At 46.8% G+C, this 15,964-nt stretch carries 10 protein-coding genes, 2 tRNA genes and 2 rRNA genes; 6 read left to right on the top strand and 8 right to left on the bottom strand.

The features are described from left to right. Positions 1-67: 67 nt before the first annotated feature. The 5 genes from ACMXYV_RS02135 to tyrS form a co-directional block, all read right to left on the bottom strand. Positions 68-2,955: ribosomal RNA gene (locus tag ACMXYV_RS02135) — 23S ribosomal RNA — on the bottom strand. A gap of 217 nt (positions 2,956-3,172) precedes the next feature. Further along, a tRNA-Ala gene (locus ACMXYV_RS02130) sits at positions 3,173-3,248 on the bottom strand. A 24-nt stretch (positions 3,249-3,272) separates the two neighbouring features. Further along, positions 3,273-3,349, bottom strand: a tRNA-Ile gene (locus tag ACMXYV_RS02125). A 68-nt stretch (positions 3,350-3,417) separates the two neighbouring features. After that, positions 3,418-4,958 (bottom strand): 16S ribosomal RNA (locus tag ACMXYV_RS02120). The 16S and 23S rRNA genes sit together here with 2 tRNA genes alongside, the layout of an rRNA operon. 612 nt (positions 4,959-5,570) lie before the next feature. Continuing rightward, positions 5,571-6,866, bottom strand: a complete 1,296-nt coding sequence (gene tyrS, locus ACMXYV_RS02115; RefSeq protein ID WP_415890145.1) for a tyrosine--tRNA ligase — start codon at positions 6,864-6,866, stop codon at positions 5,571-5,573. Positions 6,867-7,080: 214 nt separating this feature from the next. Here tyrS and ACMXYV_RS02110 point away from each other — a divergent pair, with 214 nt between their 5' ends. Both ACMXYV_RS02110 and ACMXYV_RS02105 read left to right on the top strand, forming a co-directional pair. After that, positions 7,081-8,454, top strand: coding sequence for an OapA family protein (locus ACMXYV_RS02110; protein WP_415890144.1), 1,374 nt, complete (start codon positions 7,081-7,083; stop codon positions 8,452-8,454). Positions 8,455-8,456: 2 nt separating this feature from the next. Further along, the gene (locus ACMXYV_RS02105; RefSeq protein ID WP_415890143.1) at positions 8,457-9,566 is read left to right on the top strand and encodes an anhydro-N-acetylmuramic acid kinase; all 1,110 of its coding nucleotides are present in this window, start codon (positions 8,457-8,459) and stop codon (positions 9,564-9,566) included. Here ACMXYV_RS02105 and ACMXYV_RS02100 read toward each other — a convergent pair. The 3 genes from ACMXYV_RS02100 to argC all read right to left on the bottom strand — a co-directional run bounded on the left by ACMXYV_RS02100 (position 9,563) and on the right by argC (position 11,597). After that, complete coding sequence (locus ACMXYV_RS02100; RefSeq protein ID WP_415890142.1) at positions 9,563-10,015, bottom strand: hypothetical protein; 453 nt, start codon at positions 10,013-10,015, stop codon at positions 9,563-9,565. The genes ACMXYV_RS02105 and ACMXYV_RS02100 overlap by 4 nt on opposite strands. 128 nt (positions 10,016-10,143) lie before the next feature. Next, positions 10,144-10,500 carry an iron-sulfur cluster insertion protein ErpA gene (erpA, locus tag ACMXYV_RS02095; RefSeq protein ID WP_415891414.1) on the bottom strand — a complete coding sequence of 119 codons (357 nt, stop codon included), beginning with the start codon at positions 10,498-10,500 and terminating at the stop codon, positions 10,144-10,146. Positions 10,501-10,562: 62 nt separating this feature from the next. Then, complete coding sequence (gene argC, locus ACMXYV_RS02090; protein ID WP_415890141.1) at positions 10,563-11,597, bottom strand: N-acetyl-gamma-glutamyl-phosphate reductase; 1,035 nt, start codon at positions 11,595-11,597, stop codon at positions 10,563-10,565. A gap of 85 nt (positions 11,598-11,682) precedes the next feature. Here argC and ACMXYV_RS02085 point away from each other — a divergent pair, with 85 nt between their 5' ends. From ACMXYV_RS02085 to ACMXYV_RS02070, 4 genes are read left to right on the top strand one after another with little or no spacing between them, the layout of a single operon-like run. After that, complete coding sequence (locus ACMXYV_RS02085) at positions 11,683-13,407, top strand: chloride channel protein (RefSeq protein ID WP_415890140.1); 1,725 nt, start codon at positions 11,683-11,685, stop codon at positions 13,405-13,407. A gap of 3 nt (positions 13,408-13,410) precedes the next feature. Beyond that, positions 13,411-14,040, top strand: coding sequence for a thiamine phosphate synthase (gene thiE, locus ACMXYV_RS02080; protein WP_415890139.1), 630 nt, complete (start codon positions 13,411-13,413; stop codon positions 14,038-14,040). A gap of 17 nt (positions 14,041-14,057) precedes the next feature. Then, positions 14,058-15,341, top strand: a complete 1,284-nt coding sequence (gene hemL, locus ACMXYV_RS02075) for a glutamate-1-semialdehyde 2,1-aminomutase (RefSeq protein ID WP_415890138.1) — start codon at positions 14,058-14,060, stop codon at positions 15,339-15,341. Then, complete coding sequence (locus ACMXYV_RS02070; RefSeq protein WP_415890137.1) at positions 15,338-15,940, top strand: hypothetical protein; 603 nt, start codon at positions 15,338-15,340, stop codon at positions 15,938-15,940. Before hemL ends, ACMXYV_RS02070 begins: the two co-directional genes overlap by 4 nt. Positions 15,941-15,964 lie beyond the last annotated feature (24 nt).

Genomic DNA, 15,964 nt, shown 5'->3' with positions numbered 1-15,964 from the left:
GCTAATTCGTTACTCTCTATCGTCTTACATATCTTACAAGTCACTTGCCAAACGCCTTGGGCGTTATATGGTCAAGCCTCACGGGCAATTAGTATTGGTTAGCTCAACGCCTCACAGCGCTTCCACACCCAACCTATCAACGTCGTAGTCTTCAACGGCCCTTTAGGGGAATCAAGTTCCCAGTGAGATCTCATCTTGAAGGAGGCTTCCCGCTTAGATGCTTTCAGCGGTTATCCCGTCCGAACGTAGCTACCCGGCAATGCAATTGGCATCACAACCGGTACACCAGAGGTTCGTTCACTCCGGTCCTCTCGTACTAGGAGCAACTCTTCTCAAATCTCAAACGCCCACGGCAGATAGGGACCGAACTGTCTCACGACGTTCTAAACCCAGCTCGCGTACCACTTTAAATGGCGAACAGCCATACCCTTGGGACCGGCTTCAGCCCCAGGATGTGATGAGCCGACATCGAGGTGCCAAACACCGCCGTCGATGTGAACTCTTGGGCGGTATCAGCCTGTTATCCCCGGAGTACCTTTTATCCGTTGAGCGATGGCCCTTCCATACAGAACCACCGGATCACTAGAACCTACTTTCGTACCTGCTCGACGTGTCTGTCTCGCAGTCAAGCACCCTTCTACTCTTGCGCTCATTGCATGATTTCCGACCATGCTGAGGGTACCTTCGTGCTCCTCCGTTACTCTTTGGGAGGAGACCGCCCCAGTCAAACTACCCACCACACAATGTCCCCGATCCCGCTTAGGGAACTGGGTTAGAACCTCAACATTACCAGGCTGGTATTTCAAAGGTGGCTCCACTCTATCTGGCGACAGAGTTTCAAAGCCTCCCAGCTATTCTACACAAGTAATGTCAAAGTCCACTGTGAAGCTGTAGTAAAGGTTCACGGGGTCTTTCCGTCTAGCCGCGGGTAAACTGCATCTTAACAGCTATTTCAATTTCACTGAGTCTCGGGTGGAGACAGTGTGGCCATCGTTACGCCATTCGTGCAGGTCGGAACTTACCCGACAAGGAATTTCGCTACCTTAGGACCGTTATAGTTACGGCCGCCGTTTACCGGGGCTTCGATCAAGAGCTTCGCGCAAGCGCTAACCCCATCAATTAACCTTCCGGCACCGGGCAGGCGTCACACCCTATACGTCCTCTTTCGAGTTTGCAGAGTGCTATGTTTTTAATAAACAGTCGCAGCCACCTGGTATCTTCGACCGGCCTCAGCTTAGGGAGTAAATCCCATCACCAAAACCGGCGCACCTTCTCCCGAAGTTACGGTGCCATTTTGCCTAGTTCCTTCACCCGAGTTTTCTCATACGCCTTAGTATTCTCTACCTGACCACCTGTGTCGGTTTAGGGTACGGTTAGTCATAACCTGAAGCTTAGAGGATTTTCCTGGAAGCATGGCATCAACTACTTCAGTCCATAAAGGACCTCGTCATCGGTTCTCGGTCTTAGAAGAGTCCGGATTTACCTAAACTCTAAACCTACAACCTTAAACGCGGACAACCAACGCCGCGCTAGCCTAGCCTTCTCCGTCCCCCCATCGCAGTTATGAGCAGTACAGGAATATTAACCTGTTTCCCATCGGATACGCTCTTCAGCCTCTCCTTAGGGGCCGACTCACCCTACCTCGAATAGCGTTGGATAGGAACCCTTGGTCTTCCGGCGGGGAGGGTTTTCACCTCCCTTATCGTTACTCATGTCAGCATTCGCACTTCTGATACCTCCACGGTGCCTTACAGCTTCCGCTTCAACAGCTTACAGAACGCTCCTCTACCATGCACAAAGTGCATCCGTAGCTTCGGTGTTATGCTTAGCCCCGTTATATCTTCCGCGCGGGCCGACTCGACTAGTGAGCTATTACGCTTTCTTTAAAGGGTGGCTGCTTCTAAGCCAACCTCCTAGCTGTCTAAGCCTTCCCACATCGTTTCCCACTTAGCATAAACTTTGGGACCTTAGCTGACGGTCTGGGTTGTTTCCCTTTCCACGACGGACGTTAGCACCCGCCGTGTGTCTCCCGTGATTGAACTCATGGGTATTCGGAGTTTGCATCGGGTTGGTAAGTCGGGATGACCCCCTAGCCGAAACAGTGCTCTACCCCCCATGGTTAGACACGAGGCACTACCTAAATAGTTTTCGAGGAGAACCAGCTATCTCCGAGTTTGATTAGCCTTTCACTCCTATCCACAAGTCATCCGCTGGCTTTTCAACGACAGTCGGTTCGGTCCTCCAATGCATGTTACTGCATCTTCAACCTGCCCATGGATAGATCACTCGGTTTCGGGTCTACTCCTAGCGACTGGACGCCCTATTAAGACTCGGTTTCCCTACGGCTCCGCAAATGCTTAACCTTGCCACTAAAAGTAAGTCGCTGACCCATTATACAAAAGGTACGCAGTCACCGTCCTAAAACGGCTCCCACTGCTTGTACGTACACGGTTTCAGGGTCTATTTCACTCCCCTCACAGGGGTTCTTTTCGCCTTTCCCTCACGGTACTGGTTCACTATCGGTCAGTCAGGAGTATTTAGCCTTGGAGGATGGTCCCCCCATATTCAGACAGCGTTTCACGTGTGCCGTCCTACTCGATTTCACTTTAAAAGGTTTTTCACATACGGGGCTATCACCCACTATGGCCACACTTTCCAGAGTGTTCTGTTAAACCTAATAAAGCTTAAGGGCTAATCCCCGTTCGCTCGCCGCTACTTAGGGAATCTCGGTTGATTTCTTTTCCTCTGGGTACTTAGATGTTTCAGTTCCCCAGGTTCGCCTCTAATAACCTATGTATTCAGTTAAAAGATACCTATAAATAGGTGGGTTTCCCCATTCGGAAATGTCCGGATCAAAGCTTGTTTACCAGCTCCCCGAACCTTATCGCAGGTTACAACGTCCTTCATCGCCTCTGACTGCCAAGGCATCCACCGTGCACGCTTAGTCACTTGACCATATAACCCGAAGGCGTCTGGAATCACAGTAACTTGTATTGCTAGTAACGATAGATTTCGCCGAATTGGCGCATGCAGTAAAACTACATGTCTTAAATCTAAATCAAATGAATCAAATCCAAATTGTTAAAGAGCGTTTAAAGCAAAAAAGCTTTAAAAGATAATGTCTTACATGACAATATGTTTTAAAACTCTTCCTTTCTCATCCCAAGGATGATGGTGGAGCTATGCGGGATCGAACCGCAGACCTCCTGCGTGCAAAGCAGGCGCTCTCCCAGCTGAGCTATAGCCCCAAGAAAAACAGTAAGGCTATTGATTGGTAGGCCTGAGTGGACTTGAACCACCGACCTCACCCTTATCAGGGGTGCGCTCTAACCAGCTGAGCTACAAGCCTACACCGTTGCTCTTAACTTCTCTGATCAGATAATTCGTGTGAACGCTTGCCGAGAATCGGCTTTCGTTTAAGGAGGTGATCCAGCCCCAGGTTCCCCTAGGGCTACCTTGTTACGACTTCACCCCAGTCATGAACCACACCGTGGTAACCGCCCTCCCGAAGGTTAAGCTAGCTACTTCTGGTGCAATCCACTCCCATGGTGTGACGGGCGGTGTGTACAAGGCCCGGGAACGTATTCACCGTGGCATTCTGATCCACGATTACTAGCGATTCCGACTTCATGGAGTCGAGTTGCAGACTCCAATCCGGACTACGACCGGTTTTGTGAGATTAGCTTACCTTCGCAGGTTTGCAGCCCTCTGTACCGACCATTGTAGCACGTGTGTAGCCCAACTCGTAAGGGCCATGATGACTTGACGTCGTCCCCACCTTCCTCCGGTTTGTCACCGGCAGTCTCCTTAGAGTTCCCACCATTACGTGCTGGCAAATAAGGACAAGGGTTGCGCTCGTTACGGGACTTAACCCAACATTTCACAACACGAGCTGACGACAGCCATGCAGCACCTGTCTCTGCGTTCCCGAAGGCACCAAGCTATCTCTAGCAAGTTCGCAGGATGTCAAGAGTTGGTAAGGTTCTTCGCGTTGCGTCGAATTAAACCACATGCTCCACCGCTTGTGCGGGCCCCCGTCAATTCATTTGAGTTTTAACCTTGCGGCCGTACTCCCCAGGCGGTCTACTTATCGCGTTAGCTGCGCCACTAAAAGATCAAGTCTCCCAACGGCTAGTAGACATCGTTTACGGCGTGGACTACCAGGGTATCTAATCCTGTTTGCTCCCCACGCTTTCGCACCTCAGTGTCAATATCGGTCCAGGTAGTCGCCTTCGCCACTGGTGTTCCTTCCTATATCTACGCATTTCACCGCTACACAGGAAATTCCACTACCCTCTACCGTATTCTAGATTGGCAGTATCAGGTGCAGTTCCAAGGTTGAGCCCTGGGCTTTCACATCTGACTGACCAATCCACCTACGCGCGCTTTACGCCCAGTAATTCCGATTAACGCTCGCACCCTCCGTATTACCGCGGCTGCTGGCACGGAGTTAGCCGGTGCTTCTTCTGCAGTTAACGTCACAGCTGCACGGTATTAACGTACAACCTTTCCTCACTGCTGAAAGTGCTTTACAACCCTAGGGCCTTCTTCACACACGCGGCATGGCTGCATCAGGCTTGCGCCCATTGTGCAATATTCCCCACTGCTGCCTCCCGTAGGAGTCTGGACCGTGTCTCAGTTCCAGTGTGGCTGATCATCCTCTCAGACCAGCTAGAGATCGTTGCCTTGGTGAGCCATTACCTCACCAACAAGCTAATCTCACGCAGGCTCATCCAATAGTGCAAGGTCCGAAGATCCCCTGCTTTCCCCCTTAGGGCGTATGCGGTATTAGACCAAATTTCTCTGGCTTATCCCCCGCTACTGGGTAGATTCCTACGCGTTACTCACCCGTCCGCCACTCGTCATCAACTAGCAAGCTAGTCATGTTACCGTTCGACTTGCATGTGTTAGGCCTGCCGCCAGCGTTCAATCTGAGCCATGATCAAACTCTTCAGTTTAAATCATTGTTGTTACCAGGAATTTGGTAACGGGCTCTAGTACTAAACAACCGGATAACATTCTTAAGAACGTTAAACCTTTGTAAATCGCTTTAAATGAATTCACTTGGTTGCTTGTCTAGAAAAAGTTTGCTTCTTCTCAACAAGCGCCCACACGAATTATCTGATCAAATTGTTAAAGAGCGTTGCTTTTTTGACTCTCCGCTGACTCAGCGCTTCGTCTCAAGCGAGGCGCATATTCTACTGTGCGCTCATTCAAAGTCAACCGTTTATTTTGCAATTTTGTAAAAACTATTTACTCAGCAAACGAACTTTGAATCCTGATCCGTAAGCAACCTAAAAAACAAACGTTTTCAATCACTTACTGAACACCTTGTTTGGCTCTGTAACCCCTTAAAAAGTGGCCTCCCCAAGCAAGGACGGCGAATTATAGAGACTTCCCGAACAACGTCAACAGCGCATGGTAAAAAAAGTGAAAAAAGTTGTAAAAAACTTACAAAACACCACGAATCGATCAAGGACCGATCAGCAGCGTATAAATACTAGTCAATTGATACAAAAAAGGCGCTGAGTTTTACCTCAACGCCTTATCTATTTTCTCTCAGCTATTACTTATAGAGAGAAAAGATGGTGTTTCTTTTTACCTAGCTTAACTAAGAAGTACTTACCAAAGCGCGCATTTGTTTCTGCGAACACTTCTGTAGCCTTCATATTATCCTCAAAGCCATGTACGTTACCGTTAACGATAACCGCATTTCGCTGTAGCGCATCTTTAACTTGCTTACCGCCAGGCGCCATACCCGCTTCTGACAAGATAGTCGTTAAAGGCGTTTCAGCAACTTCTACTGGGTTTATCACAGATGATGGTAAACCGTCCTGGGCTAGCTGTGCATAATCCTGCTCGCTAAGTTCAGATGTTTCACCTGAGAACAGTGCTTCTGTAATACGCTTAGCCGCAGCCAAACCTTCGTCACCATGAACAAGGCGCGTTACTTCTTCAGCAAGTACACGTTGGCCTTCTGGTCGGCCTTGACGCTCTGCATCTTCTTTTTCTAGAGCCTCGATATCTGCTACAGGCAAGAAAGTGAAGTATTTAAGGAAACGGTAAACATCTGCATCCGCTGTTTGTAGCCAGAACTGGTAGAAAGCATATGGAGATGTTTTGTTAGCATCTAGCCAGATAGTACCCGATTCAGTTTTACCAAATTTGGTACCGTCTGATTTAGTAATCAGTGGTAGCGTCAAGCCAAATGCTTGATTGCCATTCATTCGACGAGTCAGTTCAGTACCACCCGTAATATTGCCCCACTGATCAGAACCACCGATCTGAAGAGTACAACCATGAGAAGCATTTAATTGCTGGAAGTCATATGACTGCAAAATCATGTAAGTAAATTCAGTGAAAGAGATACCCTCACCTTCACGATCGATACGCTGCTTCACTGACTCTTTAGCAATCATCTGGTTAACAGAGAAGTGCTTACCAATATCACGCAAGAATGTTAGAACGTTTACGTTTTGCGTCCAATCTAAGTTATTTACAACCTCAGCACTATTCGCGCCGCAGTCGAAATCCACAAATGCACTAACCTGTGCTTTAAGCTTCTCAACCCAACCTGCTACTGTTGAATCATCATTTAACTTACGCTCTTGCGCTTTGAAGCTAGGATCACCAATCAGACCAGTCGCGCCACCTACAAGCGCAAGCGGCTTGTGACCAAACTCTTGAAAACGCTTTAGCGTTAGTAGTGGCACAAGACTACCAATATGCAAACTATCTGCTGTAGGGTCGAAGCCGCAATAAAGAGTCACACTGCCTTCAGCAAGATGCTTTGCCAAATCTTCTTCGCTTGTCATCTGCGCCACTAGTCCGCGCGCTTGTAGGTCGTTTAATAGTGCTTCACTCATTGCTTTTGCTTGCCCTTTAAATTACGGCTAAAAATTCGAAGCCGCTATTTTAGCCCTTGCTAAGCCTGCAAACAAATAAGTTCTCAGCAATTTTTGCGAGTTATCGTTAAGCAATCCTTAAGTTTTATTCAACTAAGCCGACTTTCTTAAATGACAGTGGCATAATGCAACGCTTATTTTTCAGCAACCCAGTATATTTATGAAGGGGTATAGGGTGCTAAATCGCGTTAAACAGTTCCGTGGAAACTTCCCCACGGTTCACTTAGTGGCTGTCAGTGCCTGCGTACTTATTTTAGGCCTGACTCTTTTACTGCTTCCATCACAAGAAGTTGAAGCGACTCGCGGTGATCTACCAACCGCCCCACCTACTTCGTCGCTTCTATCTACTGAATCAACTACTTCTACCGTAGAAACAACATCAACTGAAGCAGTTATCGGAACTAATCCAGCCCAAGCAGCTACTATAACCCCTTCCATACCTGAAGATAATTGGGTCGAATACACTGTTGGCAATGGTGACAATTTAACATCCATGTTTAAAAAGGCAGGACTAACACCACGTGATGTTTACCATGTAGCTGCTGCAGGTAAAGAAACCAAAGCATTCACCCGTCTATTCCCTGGTCAGACATTAAGCTTCGTGATCGAGAACGGTAAGTTAAGCAAACTTAAGCATATAGAATCCAAGCTGAAATATACCCTGCTATATACCGATACCAACGGTACCTTCCAGATTAATTCTGTTATCAGAACGCCCGAAGTCAGACAGCAATTCACAGCCGGTACAATCAAAGACTCGCTTTTTTTAGCCGGTGAAGAAGCAGGACTTTCCAGCAAGAAAATCATGGAACTCGCCAGCATCTTTGGCTGGGATGTAGACTTCGTCTTAGATATTCGTAAAAACGACGATTTCAGCCTTATTTATGAAGAGCACTACCTAGATGGCGTGAAAATTGGCGAAGGCCCTATTATTGCGGCTCAATTTACTAACAGAGGCAATAAATTCACAGCTCTTCGTTATACAAATACCGAAGGCGATAGCAGCTACTACACGCCTGAAGGTTATAGTATGCGTAAAGCCTTTCTTCGCTCGCCGGTAGATTTCGCACGAATCAGTTCTCGCTTCAGTCTCAGCCGTAAACACCCTGTGCTAAATCGCATTCGCGCGCACAAAGGCGTGGATTATGCCGCTCGAACAGGCACACCAATTAAAGCCGCTGGTGAAGGCAAAATCACATTCCGTGGTAGAAAAGGCGGATTTGGCAATGTTGTAATCGTCCAACACGGTAGCAATATCACCACCCTTTACGCCCACATGAGTAATTTTAAACGCGGGCAACGTGTCGGCACACGCGTTAAGCAAGGCCAAGTGATTGGCTTTATTGGTCAAACAGGTCTAGCAAGCGGACCTCATCTTCACTACGAATTTCGCGTAAATGGCGTTCATAAGAATCCGCTGACAGTTAAATTGCCACAAGCCTCTCCTATTGCTAAAGCAGAGCGAAGCAACTTTACGGAAACGGCGAGTAGTTTATTAGCTCAACTCGAGACTCACCAAGCCACCACACTTGCACAGAGTAGTCGATAAGCATGAGTCAGAAGGATCTATTTATTGGGTTAATGTCAGGAACCAGCCTGGATGGTATCGACGCCGTTGTCGTTAGATTCACACCAAAATTTGAAATGGTAGCTACGCACGCTGAAGAGATTCCAGCAACTTTAAAGAACGATATTTTGACACTGACCCAACCCGGAGATCATGAAATTGATTTAATGGGCAAAGTAGATAGATCGTTAGGCGAGCTCTTCGCCATAACCGTAAATAATCTTTTAAGCAAAAATGGCTTATCTGCTGAGCAAGTTTCAGCAATCGGCAGCCACGGCCAAACTATCCGCCACCGTCCAGAATTTGGTTTCACTTTGCAAATAGGTGACGCAAACCAAATTGCTGAACTAACCGGCATCACAACCGTGGCAGATTTTCGACGTCGTGATATGGCTGCTAATGGTCAAGGCGCACCTCTGGTTCCAGCGTTTCATCATGCAATGCTGCATTCCCATGACAGCAACCGCATTCTTCTGAATATAGGTGGGATGGCCAACCTTACTTTCCTTCCAAAATCTGAAGAGCAAAACATCCTTGGCTTTGATACAGGTCCGGGTAACGTTTTATTAGATGCATGGATCAAGCACAGTCGAGACCTACCCTTCGATCAGAATGGCGAATGGGCACTTTCCGGCTCTGTAAACAAAGACCTTTTAGAGCAATTAAGCTCTATTGAGTATTTTTCCGAACCACCACCTAAAAGCACTGGCAGGGAACAATTCAATTTAGCCTGGCTACAACAAACGCTAGCCACACTTCCTAATATTAAAGCGGAAGATGTGCAACGTACCCTGCTTGAATTAACCGCCACCAGCAGTACCAATGCGATAAAAGCACACATTCCTAGCCAAGTATTTGAGCTATATATCTGTGGCGGGGGCAGTTTCAACCAAGCACTAACACAACGTATATCTGATTTATTACCAAATATTCACGTCAGTAATAGCGACGATATCGGAATTGATGCAGACTGGATGGAAGCAGCAGCCTTTGCTTGGTTAGCTATGCGCTGTTTAGAAGGAAAAGTCGGCAACAATCCAAATGTTACCGGCGCAAAAGGCAATCGAATTCTAGGTGCGATTTATCAAGCCTAAAAGTAAAGATAGCCTTGCTGGCGTAGCCGAACCTGCTCTGCAGGACCTAGTGGAATTGTATCGATAAACGCAGGTAGTTCTGAGCGCTCTACACCATTCGCTCGCATCCATGTTTCACACACACGAATATCAATCACATTATTCGAATCCAATCGTTCAGCAAGCTCTAATAAGCTTTTGTACTGATTCATATTCTGATGCCGGAAGGCATGCGCTTCATCACCATGCAAAACAAACACGATCGGTTCGTAGGATGAAAGATTCTCTACCTCATCGACTAGCATGCTCGCTCTTTGAAAAAGCATTTCCACTTCACTAGGCGTGTGCTTTTTGATCAGCGCTAAATAGCGATCATTAGCGACATCTGGAGATATAGGCGACTGCAGTGGCTGAGCCAGGAGCAAGCCAGAAAAAAGCATACAAAAAACAGAAAAGACCAACTGACGCATATTATTCCCCTAGAGGACTTAAATTAATAACCTACGACAGAGTAGAAGATATAGTAATAGGCCCCCTCAAAACAAGGGATCACCTATTACTATCGTATGTAAGCTTAGACTAAGCTGAACAGAAACAGCTAGATAGAGAAAGATGAACCACAACCACAGGTTGTTGTCGCGTTCGGGTTGTTAATCACAAACTGAGAACCTTGCAGACCTTCTTTAAAGTCTACCTCAGAACCCACTAGATATTGGAAGCTCATCGGATCCACCACCATGAACACACCATCACGTTCAATCACAGTGTCATCATCTGCAGCATTTTCATCAAAAGTGAAGCCGTAAGAGAAACCGGCACAGCCGCCACCTGTAATAAATACACGTAACTTCAGGCTATTATTCTCTTCCTCTTCCATAAGAGATTTTACTTTAGCAGCGGCAGAAGTAGTAAATGCCATCTCCGGCTCTGCAATTGGATCAACTGTTTCTATCATAACGACCATACTCAATTAAGCTGAGCACAATTATCGCCTTAACCGACTATTTCAGTCAAGTATTAAGGCATTAAGCCAACAACATTCAGGCCAGCAGTCTCTTCAAAACCAAACATGATGTTCATATTCTGAACCGCCTGACCTGCAGCACCTTTAACAAGGTTATCAATCACAGATAACACAACCACAGTGTCTTCACCTTGAGGGCGATGTACGCTGATACGGCAAACATTCGCACCTTTAACACTTCTCGTTTGTGGATGACTACCTGCTGGCATAACATCTACAAACGGCTCATTAGCGTAACGCTCTTCGAAGATCGCTTGTAGATCATGATCTACAGGATCTTTCAATACACCGTAACAAGTAGAATGAATGCCACGAATCATTGGCGTTAGGTGTGGAACAAACGTCAGATGCACAGGACGCTCTGCTGCTAACGCAAGACCTTGCTTAATTTCAGGCAAATGACGATGACCCGGTACGCCGTAAGCCATCATGCTTTCACTCGCTTCGCACAACAACATACCAACCTTAGCACCACGCCCAGCACCACTTACACCTGATTTACAATCAGCAATCAGACGACGGTGGTCGATCAGTTTGTTTTCCAATAGCGGTAGGTAAGCAAGCTGAGTTGCCGTTGGGTAACAACCAGGGCATGCAATCAGTTGCGCATCTTGGATCTGTTCACGATTTACTTCTGGCAAGCCGTATACAGCCAATTCAGCCATCTCAGGTTGAGTATGCTCCATGCCATACCACTTAGACCAAAGCTCGAGATCCTTAATTCTGAAGTCAGCGCCTAGATCAATGACTTTAACACCCTTACCAACAAGTTCAGCTGCCATATTCATTGCAACCCCATGAGGCGTCGCAAAGAAAACAACATCACAACCACTTAGCGTTTCCACATCAGGTACGGTAAAGCGCAGATCGTGGTGTCCTCGAAGGTTGGGATACATGTCAGCCACACTGACGCCTTCCTCTGAGCGAGATGTAATAACCTCGACTTTTGCCTGAGGATGATTTGCCAACAAACGAAGTAACTCTACACCGGTATAACCGGTACCGCCTACAATACCTACCTTAATCACAGGAACCTCTCATAAGGGATGAAAAACTGGTAACGTATAATACAGAAACTAAGACCCTTATGACTATTAATAAATAATCGAGTCTATGCCCAAAAAGAGCTTTTCCTTAGAGAATTTTCGTTATCGCTTAGCCCATAACGAAGCTTTACCGCAGATGGTTGTTCTCGGACTACTCTGCGGATTGCTGTGCGGCCTAGTTTTGGGCCTTTTTCGTTACATGCTGGAACTGCCTTTAACTTCATTTCTTCCCGGTAACGATAGTGAAAATTTTGAAGAGCTACCCAGTTGGCTGCATTTTTCACTTCCCATAATCGGCAGTCTGCTAATAATCATTGTGCTATCGCGGGTCGATCCGATCAGACGAAAAGTAGGCGTAGCTCACTTACTGGAGCGAATGGCGTACCATCAGAGCAAACTGCCCTTTCGTAACGCGTTAGTACAACTAATTACAGCAACCATTGCGCTAGTATTTGGGCACTCAGCAGGTAAAGAGGGGCCGGCTGTCCATTTAGGTGCAGCTTGTGGCAGCCAGTTAGGCCAAAAGCTTAACCTACCGAATAATACCCTACGCATTTTAGCTGGCTGCGGAACGGCAGCAGGTATAGCAGCTACATTTAATACACCATTAGCAGGTGTTGTATTTGCAATGGAGGTTGTACTACTCGAATACACCGTAATCGGGTTTATGCCAGTTATCGTTGCTGCTGCAACCGCCACATTGGTTGTACAATTAATGTTTGGTAAGGAGCTATTACTTACTGTACCACCACTACATATAGAGTCACTACAGGAGATACCCTACGTCGCATTTCTAGGCGTTATCATCGGGTTATTAGCAGTGCTGTTTATCGCACTAATGCGCGCCACTATGAATCGCTCCAATCAGTTAAATTTAAGTTATAAGACCAAATTACTCAGCGCAGGAATTCTAACTGGGTCCGCAGCGGTGTTTTATCCTCAGATTATGGGGTTAGGCTACGACACTCTGGATGCAGTGATACATGGCCAATTAAGCCTGTTTCTTATTGGTGGCATATTGTTAGCGAAATGCATCGCCACTCCAATCGCACTTGGCCTTGGCGTACCTGCAGGTCTCATCGGCCCCGCATTATTTATTGGCGCTTTGGCGGGCGGTTCCTTAGGCATCATTGGTGCAAATATCGCCGACCAAGAGGTTGCTCAACCTGGCTTTTACGCTCTACTCGGCATGGGCAGTATGATGGGAGCGGTCGTCAACGCTCCCATGGCTGCATTAGTCGCAATATTAGAATTATCTGCCAATCCCAATATTATCTTTCCGGCAATGATTTCGATTGTCGTCTCAAATCTTATCGCCCGTTACATCTTTAATATGCCATCAATTTTTGTAACCAACATGCGCTTACAGGGTTTGGATTATCGCCATAAACCACTTTCTCAGATTTTAAACAGTTCTGCTGTACAAAGTCTGATGCTGACTAACTATGTGAAATGCAACTCCACCATATCTAAAGCAAGTGCCGAAGTGGTTCTTGCGGCATCACCAGACTGGATACTTGTTTCACAAAGCGACGGCCACACCCTTTTATCTCCAGGAGACCTTCATCTTTACCTACAACAACATGAAGGTGAGGTACCAGACATTCATGTGATGGAAATCGCAGCCCTACGCTTAGATAGTTTAAGCATTGATAGCAAAGCCACACTTCAAGAAGCACTTGAGCTGATGGACAGCGAAACCGTTGATGCCCTTTGTGTCACAAACTCCTTACAACAGATCGTGGGTTTATTAACACGTGATCAAATAAATGATTTTTACCGTAAAAGTTGATCTATGAAATATAACTTACAAGGCCTATACGGCATTACTGACTCCGACCTAATGCCCGACACTGAAACCATGCTACGCAAAGTTGAACAAAGCATTAAAGGCGGAGCCAAAATCATTCAGTATCGAGATAAATCATCCGATCTTAAAAAACGCGTTGAGCAAGCATCGGCTTTAAACCTTATTTGTAAAAAGAACAACATCCCTCTCATCATCAATGATGATGCAGGTTTAGCTGCGGGTATCGGTGCCGCAGGCGTGCACTTGGGACAAAGTGATGGCGCAATAGAGGAAGCTCGCGAAATGCTAGGTGAAGAGGCGATCATCGGTGTGACCTGCCATGATTCGTTGGAACTAGCCTTAAAAGCACAACAAGCCGGTGCTTCATATTTAGCATTCGGCGCATTCTTCCCATCGAAAACTAAACCTAATGCCAAGCCCGCTCCTCTATCCTTAGTTAAAGATGTAAAAGACAAAGTTAACTTGCCAATAGTGGCGATTGGAGGCATTAGCGTGGATAATGCCGACCAGATTGTAACAGCAGGTGCCGATATGGTTGCCGTCATACATGCGCTATACGCGAACAAAAAAGTGACTGCAGCAGCAAAACAGTTCCACCAGCTCTTCACTAATTGATTTCAGAGAGAATAAAGATGTCCCGTTCAGAAGAACTTTTCCAAGCAGCTCAAGTTCATATTCCCGGTGGAGTTAACTCTCCTGTGCGTGCTTTTAAAGGTGTAGGCGGCACACCAATCTTCTTCAAACAAGGCGAAGGCGCTTACTTGTTTGATGAAGACGACAACCAATACATCGACTATGTTGGCTCTTGGGGTCCGATGATCTTAGGTCATTGCAATAGTGAAGTAATCGATGCAGTACGCACTTCTCTAGATAACGGTCTAGGCTTTGGCGCGCCAACAGAGATCGAGATCGAGATGGCAAACAAGGTTTGCGAGATCATGCCATCTCTAGACATGGTTCGTATGGTTAGCTCTGGTACAGAAGCGACTATGAGTGCGATCCGTCTGGCACGTGGTTACACGAAGCGTGATAAAATCGTTAAGTTTGAAGGCTGCTACCATGGTCATTCTGACTCTCTATTGGTTAAAGCAGGCTCTGGTATGCTAACCCTAGGTGAGCCTAGCTCACCAGGTGTACCAGCTTCACTTGCTGAACACACAATCACTCTGACTCACAACGATATCGACAGCGTTCGTAAAGCATTCGCAGAGATCGGTGATCAGATTGCTTGTATCATCGTTGAACCTGTAGCCGGCAACATGAACTGCATCCCTCCGCTTCCGGGCTTCCTAGAAGGTCTTCGTGAAGTATGTGATGAATACGGCACGGTTCTGATCTTTGACGAAGTAATGACGGGATTCCGTGTAGCACTAGGTGGTGCACAATCAGTTTATAACGTAACGCCTGACCTGACGACATTAGGTAAAGTTATTGGCGGTGGTCTACCAGTAGGTGCCTTTGGTGGCAAGAAAGAGGTCATGGAGCATATCGCTCCTCTAGGCGCTGTTTACCAAGCAGGTACGCTTTCAGGTAACCCACTCGCTATGGCTGCGGGTCTAGCAATGCTGAACGCTGTTTCTAAACCAGGTTTCTACGAGCAACTAAGTGCAAAAGTAGAACTACTAACCGAAGGTTTAGAAGCAGTAGCGATGGCAAACGGCATTCCATTTACCACTAGCCGTGTCGGTGGCATGTTCGGCTTGTTCTTCACTAACCAAGAAAAAGTGACTAGCTTCGCTGAAACTATGGCGTGTGACGCTGATCGTTTCTCTAAATTCTTCCACGGCATGCTTGAGCAAGGTGTATATCTAGCACCTTCAGCATTCGAAGCGGGCTTTGTGTCTGCGGCACACACACAAGAAGACATTGAGAAAACACTCGCAGCGGCTGACCATGTTTTTGCGAATCTGAAATGACCTTTGCGATCATAGCTGGCAATGCACTTCTTATTGCCAGCGCTCTATTTTTAGCAGGACGCAGTTATAGAGTAGGCGAAAAATATGATCATACTGCAAGTATGGTCATTAGCCTGTCTGCTGCATTTATCGCTTGCTCAGGTGCTGGTGCACTGCTGCTACAAGGAACAGATCAGGATTCGCTCACGTTCAGGCGCCTGCTTGATAACCTAGCGTATTTTGCTGCAATTCCTCTAATAGCAAGCGCCATGTTTGATTATGCCTGGAAGAAGGATTGGTCACGTGCAGCATGGGGACGCTGGTTATTAGTATTATTCGCTCTATTTGAACTCTGTCGCCGAAGCGAAGTAGGGGTCACCTACAGCCAAGCATGTGCAGGACTATCTGCACTTGCTTTGCTAATCAGCTGCTTAAGAATGCAGCCGCTAATCACTAAAGCGGCGGGTACTGCATCCGCAATTGCGTTTGCAGTTGCGAGCCTTGTTTATAGTCAGGCTTCTCTGATGCCTCATTTGGCCGACCCAGCTCTGTATCATTCAGTGCTCTCTATCGCTCTGATACTTTTGAGCATTGCTCTCGGAAAGGAAAAGCTTTCTTAAGCGATCTCGACCAGCATATTTCAC

Source organism: Neptuniibacter sp. SY11_33, assembly GCF_047778025.1.
Lineage (GTDB): Bacteria > Pseudomonadota > Gammaproteobacteria > Pseudomonadales > Balneatricaceae > Neptuniibacter.
The sequence above is the reverse complement of the archived record's forward strand: the minus strand, read 5'-3'. Positions and strand labels throughout refer to the sequence as shown.